Here is a 9,868-nt window from a genome sequence, read left to right as displayed (position 1 = left end):
ATGGTGGGTCGTGCTGGATTCGAACCAGCGACCAATTGATTAAAAGTCAACTGCTCTACCGACTGAGCTAACGACCCTCACCACGACCAGTTCCGACTGCATTACTGCTTCGGCTCTGACGGCGGCCTATATTACGGATTTAAATTTCCGGTGCAACAGAAAATTCGTAATTTAAATCCGTTTGCTCACTGTGCGTACAAATGCAGGCTGTTTTTACAGTATCGTTACGAAAACAGTGACATACAGCAATGTTACAGCTTGGCCAGACTCTGTTTGGCCAACTGGGCTGGCGAGGTGTTGGGATAGCCCTTGATCACCTGCTCATAGAAGGATTTGGCTTCCGCCTTCTTGCCATCCAGCTGCGCCAGCATACCCAGCTTCAGCAGCGCATCGGCTCGCTTGGGGGATTTGCTGTATTTGTTGGCCACGGTCGAGAACTGGGCCGAGGCACCGGCTCTGTCACCCTTGTTGAACAGCAACTGGCCGAGCCAGTAGTGTGCATTGGGAACATAGCCCGAATTGGGGTACTGCTTGATGAAGCCCTGGAAAGCCGGAATGGCTTTGTCATAGTTCTTCTCTTTGAGCACCATGTTGACCGCTGCGTCGTAGGCCTGATTCTCATCCTGATTGGTTGAGTAATTGGCGGCAGCAGCCGGTGTGGCAGCAGCAGGGGCCGGGGTGGCTGGAGCAGCTTGCTGGCTGCTGGCAACCTTGTCGAGCTCTTGGTAGAGCTGACGCTGGCGCTCTTGCGACTGTTCCATCTGGTAGGTCTGCTGCTCCAGCTGACCACGCAGCTCGGAGACCTCCCCTTGCAGGGAGTCGACCTGTTGCTGCAATTCAGCTTGCAGTCGCAGACGGGCATTGAGGGTGCGCTCCAGCAGGGCAACCCGCTCTTCCAGGCTACCGGTGGGCACGATGGCGCCGTTGTTGCCGCTAAGGACAACCCCACCACTTGAGTCACCGCCCAGATCGCTGACCGGTGCCGCAGCTTGCGCATTCAGAGCAACCATTACGGCCAGCGCAACGACAGCTTGCTTGTACACAGATTTCATTCGGATCAAACCTTAGCGTTTAGTACAGATAAAACGGCCAGCGCCATCGTCGCTCGCATATGCAGATTTCATTCGGATCAAACCTTGGCGTTTAGTGCAAATAAAACGGCCATCGAAATGGCCGCTTGCATATAAACGAACTTCGTTCGGTTCAAACCTTAGTAAACCAGAACCGCGCGGCGGTTTTTGGCAAAGGCATCCTCGGTGTGAGACATGTCCAGCGGCTTCTCTTCGCCATAGCTGACGATGGAGAGCTGCTCGGCCTGCACACCCAGGGTTTGCAGATACTTGGCAACAGCCTTGGCACGACGCTCGCCCAGAGCGATGTTGTACTCCGGAGTACCGCGCTCATCGGCGTGACCTTCGATCAGGACTTTAACGCTCGGGCGCTCGCGCAGGTAGCTGGCGTGGGCATCCAGCAGATCAGCGTACTGACCCTGGATATCGTAACCGTCGAACGGGAAGTAGATCACGTTGTCACGCTGCAGTGCTTCGAACTTCTGACGCATCTGCTCTTCCGGGGACAACATGCCGTTGGCGCCGCCGGTTTGTACACCGCCCATGCCGTCGGTCATACCTGATTCGGCGCCAGCGGCGTCGGAATCAGAAGAAGAACTACAAGCGGCCAGGGTGAACAGTGGCAGTGCGATGGCCAAACCCTTGAGCAGTTTATTGAGTTGCATGCTATTTCCTTAAACCTTTATAACAAAACAAAAAACAATTGGATTTTTATCAATTCAAGAAGGGCGACCAAGCTGGTGCACGAATTTCACCGCTACTGGTCGGAAGCACAGCCTTGAAGCGACCATCAGTCGACACCAACGCGAGACTCTTACGACCCTGATAGATGGTGGCATAAATGATCATGCTGCCATTGGGAGCCACACTTGGCGACTCATCCAGAGCACTCTGGGTAAGGACCAGCAGGGCATTGTTTTCCATGTCCTGACGGGCAATACGATACTGTCCCTGAACACGGGTCACCATCACCATGATTTTGCCATCAGGAGTGATGGATGCACCCTGGTTGGATTCACCTTCCCAAGTCATCCGGCGAGTCATACCAGTCGCCAAATTTACGCTATAAATCTGGGGTTTGCCACCACGTTCAGAGGTGAACAACAAATTTTGCCCATCCGGCATCCAGGAGGGTTCGGTGTCGATCACGCGGCTGGTTGTGACGCGGGTCAGCTGCTTGCTAGTGACATCAACCACATAGAGGTTCGGTGAACCATCTTTGGAGAGAACGATAGCCAGACGACGACCATCCGGAGACCACTCCGGCGCCCCGTTGATACCGCGGAAACTGGTGATCAGGCTGCGCTGCTGGGTGTAGATATCCTGCACGTAGATTTCGGACTTCTGGTTCTCGAAGCTCACGTAGGCCAGCTTGCTGCCATCCGGCGACCAGGCCGGAGACATCAACGGCTCGCGGGAGCGCAGCAGGGTCTTCTCGTTGTAACCGTCGTAGTCAGAAATGCGCAGCTGGTACGGGAACTGGGTACCCTGCTGTACGGAGACGTAAGCCAGACGGGTCAGGAAGGCACCGCGCTCGCCAGTCAGACGCTCATAGACGATGTCGGAGATACGGTGGGCAAACTGGCGCATCTGGGCACCCGGGATGGTCGCCATACGGCTATCCAGAATGTAACCGTTGCTCTCGCCACCTTGTGCCTTGGCCAGCTGGCCTTTCAGCACATCGACCAGCTCGAAGTTGACCTTGTAGGTGCCGTCACCGACTGCCGAAATGGACCCCACCACCACGGCTTCAACCCCTTGGGAGGCCCAGGGAGCGAAGTTGATCTCGCTGCTGCTGCTCGGGGTCTGCGGCATCTGGCCACGGGCCAGCGGCTTGAACTTGCCGCTGCGCATCAGGTCGTTGGAGACCACTTCCGCGATGTCCTGCGGCAACTGCCCATTGCCTTCCCACTTGAAGGGGGCGACGGCGATGGGGCGTGCGCTATCAATACCGCCGGTGATGACGATGTCCAGGGCCGCCTGGGCACTCTGGCCCAGCAACAAACAGCCAACCAAAGCAAAAAATACTTTTCTGATCATGGCTTAAATACTCGGTTCCAATAAAGATGAGAGGTTAAATTCCTTTCTCGGCGAGAGGTTGCCAACCGGAGGCAAGCAACCTCGTTTTATCACGCTTAGATACTCGGTTCTAACTTCAGGTTAAATTCCTTCAACATCTCGAATGCCGCAGGATCCTTGGGCACTGGCAGTTGATTGGCTTTCAAGACAGCCGCCTTACCCGAACGACAGACCGCCGGGTCACCCTGGCCGTTATCTACCGATATGACAAAGCCACTGCTCGCAAGACGTACGCCGATAGTACATGTTTTGCCCCGCATGGTGGGATCCAAAATCATATACCGCTCAACAGTGGCCTTGATGAGCGCCGCATACTTGTCGACCTCACCTTGTGCCGCTGCAGAGGCAGCCTGGCTGCGGGCATTGGCTTCAGCCGCCAGCTGCTGCTGCATCATGGCTTCCATCTCTTTTTGCAGTCTGGCCTCCTCGGCCGCTTTGCGTTTGCGTTCTGCCGCGATCTTGGCCTGCTTCTCGGCTTCAGCCTTGGCTTTCTTCTCTGCGTCAGCTTTTGCCTTTTTGGCTGCCTCTTCCTTGGCCTTCTTCTCAGCCTCGGCTTTGGCTTTTTTCTCAGCCTCTGCCTTGGCTTTCTTCTCTGCCTCAGCCTTGGCCTTCTTGTCAGCTTCAGCTTTCTTGGCTTTGGCCTCCTCGGCTTTAGCCTTCTCTTCCGCCTGTTTTTTCTCGAGCTCTTTCTTTTTCTTCAGCGCCAGTGCCTTGGCCTCTTCAGCAGCCTTGCGCTCGGCTTCCGCCTTCTTGGCCTTCTGCTCTTCCAGCTTGCGGGCCTCCTCGGCTTTCTGCGCCTTCTCTTCCGCCCGCTTCTGCTCGGCAACTTTTTTCTGCTTCTCGGCCTCGGCCTTGCGGGTCGCCTCTTCTGCTTCTTTCCGCTTGGCCTCGGCAATACGCAGCCGTTCCTGCTGCTGGGCTAGTTCGCGTTTGGCAAGATCCGTATCTTCCTTATCCTTCTCTTTCTCTACCTTCTGCGGCTTGGGCTGAGCTTTCTGCTGCTGGATCTGCTTGGCCTGCTCGTTGAGGAAGTTCTCATCAAGCATGACGGCATTGACGATCTGCCCCTTCGATTCGGGTCGTTTCGGTTTGCTGAAATCGAGCCCGACAAACAGGATGATGCCGATGATCAGGTGCAGCAGAAACGACGCGATGAGATAACCGGAAATACCACGCTTCACATCCATCTCCGTTAGTTCACCGGATCTGTCATCAGGCCAACCTGAGGCACACCCGCATTCTTGAGGGCCACCATCAACAGGATCACCTCTTCGTAGCGTACGGCCTTGTCACCCGCGACCACCACGGGGGCATTCTGGTTGATCGCCAGATAGCCCATGGCTTTTTCGGTGATGTATTGTTGCATCGCCTCTGGCGTGCCACTTGGCACCGGCTCGTCATCGGCTTCGCCAGCCTTGATGACATACTCGCCTTCGGTATTGACGCTGACGATGAAGGGCGGCTTGGCATCTTCCGGCAACTGCTCGGACTCAGCCTGCGGCAGATCCACCTTGACCCCTTGCGTGATCACCGGCGTGACCGCCATAAAGATGATAAGCAGCACCAGCATGACGTCGATATAGGGAACCACGTTGATCTCGGCCACCTTCTTGCGCCGGATCCGCTGATAGGTTTGCATTACTGATCACCCTGCTGCTGAGCAATTTGACGGTTCAGAATGGTGGTGAACTCGTCCATGAAGTTGGCGTAGGCATTCTCCAGCCGCTCGACCTTGTTGGAGAAGCGGTTGTAGAAGATTACCGCCGGGATAGCGGCAAACAGACCCATGGCGGTCGCAATCAGCGCTTCCGCGATACCCGGTGCCACCATCTGCAGGGTGGCCTGCTGCACCTGACCCAGGGCGATAAAGGCGTTCATGATCCCCCATACGGTACCGAACAGACCGATGTAGGGGCTGATGGAGCCGATGGTCGCCAGCACCGGCAGGTTGGATTCCAGATCATCCACCGCACGGGAGAGGGAGACGCGCATGGCACGGTAGGTACCATCCATCACCGCATCCTGACCACGGGCCCCGGCCTTGAGCAGGCGGGCATACTCCTTGAAGCCGGAGTAGAAGATATCTTCCATGCCTTCGATATCATCGCGGCGGGAAGAGGACTCCTGATAGAGGCGATTGAGATCGACCCCTGACCAGAATCGATCTTCAAACTGTTCCGATGCGAGATTGGCCGCCTTGATCGCCTTGGAACGCTGGATAATCAGCGCCCAGGAGACAATAGACATGCTCATCAGGGTGATCATGACCAGTTTTACCAACAGGCTGGCTTGCCAAAACAGACCAATAAACGAAATTTCAGCGTGCACTTAACAGCACTCCCTTGATTTTTTCAGGTATAGCTACAGGTTTCATTTGCGGATGACTGACACAGGCTATCTGTACCATGGCCTGGGTGACGAGTCGTCCATCAGCCGCCAGGATCTGCTGCGAAAAACGCAGGGATGCGCGTTTCACTTCAATCACTTGCGTTAATACATTCAATAGTTCATTAAAACGGGCCGCCGAGCGGAAATCGATCTCAGTTCGGCTCACCACGAAGGCATATCCCTCCTGCAGCCAGACGTCCTGTTCGACCCCTTTGGCACGAAGAAACTCGGTGCGAGCACGTTCCATAAACTTGAGATAATTGGCGTTGTAGACGATGCCCCCGGCATCGGTGTCTTCGTAGTAGACACGTACCGGAAACTCAAAGACTTCCCCCATAACAATCTGTGATCCATTCGACAGTCAGATGGGGGGCTATCATAGCGCAGGGCTGAATAGGAAAGAAGCAGGGGGAGACAGGGAAATCCTGCCTCCCCCCGTTTTTTATGAAAGGAAATATGAATGTGTCAGCCAGAGGCCATACAACAAACTGGGCCAGGCGAGCCAGGGGTTGAACAGCACACGTCCGGGCAGGCTTTTCAGATGAAAGCCAAGCCCGTTAAGTACGCCACAACAGACGGCCCACATCAGCCAGGGAGCAAGCCAGAGACCATGCTCGCTGGTGTTGGCCGCGATCAGATTGGGGGCCTGTAAAATAGCGACGGCCAACAAGGCCGCCGCGAGTAACATCAACCCCTGCCACGGCTGCCGCTCCAGTGGAGCGGCCAGCCTGGCGAGTCGATCACTTGTTTTCATCGATCTGACGATCCATGTTCTCGGTGTGTTCCAGCCACAGCGCATTGATAATGCCAAATGCACAGGCCAGCAACAGCCCCAGGATCCAGGTGAAATACCACATTGTCAGCGCACCTCTTAATAGAGAGATTGTTGGTTATCTTCGATGTGCTTGTTGGTTACCCGGCCAAACATCTTGATGTAAGTCCAGATGGTGTAACCCAGCACAATCGGTACGAAGATCGCTGCAGCCACAGTCATCACCTGCAAGGTGTTGAAAGAGGCGGTAGCATCCCACATGGTCAGGCTCAGTGACGGCTCAAGGCTTGAGGGCATCACGAACGGGAACATGGAGAAACCGGCAGTGAGGATGACCCCGGCAATCGCCAGCGAGGAGCTGGTAAACGCCAGCCAGCCGATGTTCATGCGGGCAAACAGCGCAGTCAGCAGGCTCATGGCCAGACCCAGTACAGGGGCAGCCACCATCCACGGATAGAGGGTGTAGTTGTTCATCCAGGCACCAGCCTGCAGGACAACTTCCTTGTTCATCGGGTTGGATACTGCGTCAGTCGCGGCAGCCTTGACGATGACATACCCTTCCATACCGCTTACCCACCAACCCGCGGCAGCAAACAGCACCAGGGTCAGCAGTGAGCAGATCATGGCGGCAGTACGGGAACGTGCCAGCACTTCCCCGTCGGTCTTCATCATCAACCAGGTTGCGCCCTGGGTGAGCAGCATGAACAGGCTCACCAGACCAGCCAGAATGCCGAACGGGTTAAGCAGGCCGAAGAAGTTGCCGTGATAGGTCAACATCATGAACTGGTTAAACTCGAACGGAACGCCTTGCAGCAGGTTGCCAAAGGCCACACCAAAGACGATGGGCGGTACGGCGCTACCGGCGAACAAGGCCCAGTCCCAGTTGCTGCGCCATTTTGCATCAGCACGCAGCGAGCGGTACTTGAAACCGACCGGACGCAGGAACAGCGCCATCAAGGTCAGGATCATGGCGATGTAGAAGCCGGAGAAGGTCGCGGCATACACCATCGGCCAGGCGGCGAACAAGGCACCACCGGCAGTGACCAGCCAAACCTGGTTACCTTCCCAGTGCGGTCCCATGGTGTTGAGCATCACGCGGCGCTCGACATCTTTCTTGCCAACGAACGGGAGCAGTGCGCCTACCCCCATGTCGAAGCCGTCAGTGATGGCAAAACCGATCAGCAGTACGCCGACCAGAGCCCACCAGATGACACGCAGAGTTTCGTAATCAAACATGGTCGCTCTCCTTATGCCTTGATCTGTTCAAAGTGATACTTGCCAGTCTTCAGGCTGCTGGGGCCAAGACGGGCATACTTGAACATCAGGTACATCTCGATAACCAGAAGTACGGTATAGAACAGGCAGATACCGATCAGAGAGAACCAGATCTCGGCTGCAGGCAGGTTGGATGCAGAGAGGGAAGTCGGCAACACCTCTGCAATGGTCCACGGTTGGCGACCATATTCAGCAACAAACCAGCCAGCTTCGATAGCGATCCACGGCAGCGGGATACCCCACAGCAGACCCTTGAGCAGCCACTTGCGCTTGCCGATCTGGTGACGGGCACTGTCATAGAAGGCCATACCAATCAGCACCAGCATCAGCATGCCGACGGCAACCATGATGCGGAAGGCGAAGAACAGCGGCAGTACCTGCGGGATGGAGTCATCCACGGCGGCCTTGATCTGCTCGTCGGTAGCATCGGTCACGTTGCTGGTGTAGCGCTTGAGCAGCAGACCGTAGCCCAGATCCTGCTTCACTTCGTCGAAGCGAGCGCGGGTCTCGTCAGACTTGTCACCGGATTGCAGCTTGGTCAGCAAGTCGTAAGCGGTCATACCGTTACGAACGCGCAGTTCGTGCTCGCTCTTCAGATCCTTCAGACCGGTGACCTGACCGTCCAGAGAACGGGTCGCGATAATGCCCAGTGCATAGGGGATCTTGATGGCGTAGTCGGTACGCATCTCTTCCTGATTCGGAATACCGAACAGGGTAAAGGCGGCCGGAGCAGGTTCAGTTTCCCACTCAGCTTCGATAGCGGCCAGTTTCACCTTCTGCACTTCACCGGTCTCGTAACCGGATTCGTCACCGAGGATCAGCACGGACACGATGGAAGCCATACCGAACGCAGCGGCAATGGCGAAGGAGCGACGGGCAAACGCCACATCACGATTCTTCAGCAGGTAGTAGGAGGAGATACCCAGCACAAACATGGCGCCACAAGTATAACCAGCCGCCACAGTGTGGACGAACTTGACCTGAGCAACCGGGTTGAGCACCACGTCAGCGAAGCTCATCATCTCCATCCGCATGGATTCGAAGTTGAACTCGGCACCGACCGGGTTCTGCATCCAGCCGTTGGCGACCAGGATCCAGAGGGCTGAAAGGTTGGTACCCAGCGCCATCAACCAGGTGGCAGCCAGATGCTGATGCTTGCTCAGACGATCCCAACCAAAGAAGAACATACCGACGAAGGTGGACTCCAGGAAGAAGGCCATCAGCCCTTCGATAGCCAGCGGGGCCCCAAAGATATCGCCGACATAATGGGAGTAGTAAGCCCAGTTCGTCCCGAACTGAAACTCCATGGCCAGACCAGTGGTGACCCCCAAGGCAAAGTTGATACCAAACAACTTACCCCAGAATTTGGTCATGTCCCGGTAGATGGTGTTGTTGGTCATCACATAGACGGATTCCATGATCGCCAGGAGAAAGGCCATTCCCAGCGTCAGGGGTACAAACAAAAAGTGATAAAGGGCCGTCGCAGCGAACTGGAACCGCGATAGGTCTACCACATGCTCAGCAATCATGATGTTTCCTCACCGATTATTGGCACGGCTATTTTAAGTTTTAAGCACAAAGCTTCCGTTGGAGGTTATCGAATGAGCCTTATTGGGACATGTCACAACAAAACGCGTTCAGTAACCACTGACATTAACAACAAGGCAATACAAGAACACAAATAAAGCTAATGTTTAACAATTACAAAACAATCAGCCTAAATTTATTCTCGCCCATGATGACCGGGTTTTTATATCACCTTTATTTGATTGAAATCAATGTAAAAGGACCCGCCATACATGGCTTTGAAAGGCATTTTTAATCTATTTCACGATTATTGACGCGAGCCAGATCACAAAACACGATAAAGCGTAAAACATTGATTTAAATCAATTTAAGAATTTAACATCCCGCCGCTCGGTTTAATTTGAAAAGCGTGAATGACGCGCCTTTTTCCATTTTATCCGAGTCAGGCAATCTGATTCGAAAACTCAATTTAAAATTGCAAAGAATGCATACTCATGCGAACCAATTTCATCAATAAAGACATTAGATAAACTAATTTGAAGAGTGCAATTTTTCTTGTTTGCCGGGGTCGATTCGAACTCCTACAATGCGCCTCGCAGTGAGGGCATACCCTTGGATACAGGCCGGTTAATCCGGGTTCACGGTACGTATTCGACGATCAATTTGAACCTGTCTATTGGAATCGAAGATGAAAAAGTTTGTTGCTAAAACCATCCGTTACTACAAGCTTTCCTTTGTTCAGCTCTATCAACTGAAC

General features: G+C 54.5%; 11 protein-coding genes and 1 tRNA gene. All 12 read right to left on the bottom strand.

Translation table 11 applies throughout. The features are described 5' to 3' along the window. Nucleotide 1: 1 nt before the first annotated feature. Nucleotides 2–77, bottom strand: a tRNA-Lys gene (locus G5221_RS13560). A gap of 174 nt (nt 78–251) precedes the next feature. Further along, a complete protein-coding gene (gene ybgF / locus G5221_RS13555) occupies nt 252–1,052 on the bottom strand; it encodes a tol-pal system protein YbgF (protein ID WP_421263402.1) in 801 nt (266 codons plus the stop codon). Between the two features lie 158 nt (nt 1,053–1,210). Beyond that, nucleotides 1,211–1,735 carry a peptidoglycan-associated lipoprotein Pal gene (gene pal, locus G5221_RS13550; RefSeq protein ID WP_005304908.1) on the bottom strand — a complete coding sequence of 175 codons (525 nt, stop codon included), beginning with the start codon at nt 1,733–1,735 and terminating at the stop codon, nt 1,211–1,213. 49 nt (nt 1,736–1,784) lie between these two features. Beyond that, nucleotides 1,785–3,110: a Tol-Pal system beta propeller repeat protein TolB gene (gene tolB, locus G5221_RS13545; RefSeq protein WP_421263401.1), complete on the bottom strand. Its 1,326-nt coding sequence runs from the start codon at nt 3,108–3,110 to the stop codon at nt 1,785–1,787. Between the two features lie 95 nt (nt 3,111–3,205). Continuing rightward, nucleotides 3,206–4,336 (bottom strand): cell envelope integrity protein TolA, encoded by a 1,131-nt coding sequence (tolA, locus tag G5221_RS13540; protein ID WP_216979490.1) that lies wholly within the window; start codon nt 4,334–4,336, stop codon nt 3,206–3,208. 5 nt (nt 4,337–4,341) lie between these two features. Further along, on the bottom strand, nt 4,342–4,788 hold the full coding sequence (tolR, locus tag G5221_RS13535) for a protein TolR (RefSeq protein ID WP_005335733.1): 447 nt from the start codon (nt 4,786–4,788) through the stop codon (nt 4,342–4,344). Next, nucleotides 4,788–5,465, bottom strand: a complete 678-nt coding sequence (gene tolQ, locus G5221_RS13530) for a protein TolQ (RefSeq protein ID WP_216954450.1) — start codon at nt 5,463–5,465, stop codon at nt 4,788–4,790. The genes tolR and tolQ overlap by 1 nt, the downstream gene beginning before the upstream one ends. A 1-nt stretch (nt 5,466) precedes the next feature. After that, nucleotides 5,467–5,874, bottom strand: coding sequence for a tol-pal system-associated acyl-CoA thioesterase (ybgC, locus tag G5221_RS13525; protein WP_408779276.1), 408 nt, complete (start codon nt 5,872–5,874; stop codon nt 5,467–5,469). A 105-nt stretch (nt 5,875–5,979) separates the two neighbouring features. Continuing rightward, on the bottom strand, nt 5,980–6,291 hold the full coding sequence (locus G5221_RS13520) for a cyd operon YbgE family protein (protein WP_041202810.1): 312 nt from the start codon (nt 6,289–6,291) through the stop codon (nt 5,980–5,982). Then, nucleotides 6,278–6,394 (bottom strand): cytochrome bd-I oxidase subunit CydX, encoded by a 117-nt coding sequence (cydX, locus tag G5221_RS13515; protein WP_005304933.1) that lies wholly within the window; start codon nt 6,392–6,394, stop codon nt 6,278–6,280. Before cydX ends, G5221_RS13520 begins: the two co-directional genes overlap by 14 nt. Before the next feature lie 14 nt (nt 6,395–6,408). Next, nucleotides 6,409–7,545 (bottom strand): cytochrome d ubiquinol oxidase subunit II, encoded by a 1,137-nt coding sequence (gene cydB / locus G5221_RS13510; RefSeq protein WP_005335741.1) that lies wholly within the window; start codon nt 7,543–7,545, stop codon nt 6,409–6,411. Between the two features lie 11 nt (nt 7,546–7,556). Further along, a complete protein-coding gene (locus G5221_RS13505) occupies nt 7,557–9,113 on the bottom strand; it encodes a cytochrome ubiquinol oxidase subunit I (RefSeq protein ID WP_005335743.1) in 1,557 nt (518 codons plus the stop codon). Between the last annotated feature and the right edge of the window lie 755 nt (nt 9,114–9,868).

The organism is Aeromonas sp. 602200 (assembly GCF_049173895.1).
Taxonomy (GTDB): domain Bacteria; phylum Pseudomonadota; class Gammaproteobacteria; order Enterobacterales; family Aeromonadaceae; genus Aeromonas; species Aeromonas veronii_A.
This window is presented reverse-complemented; position numbering and strand designations above follow the sequence as displayed.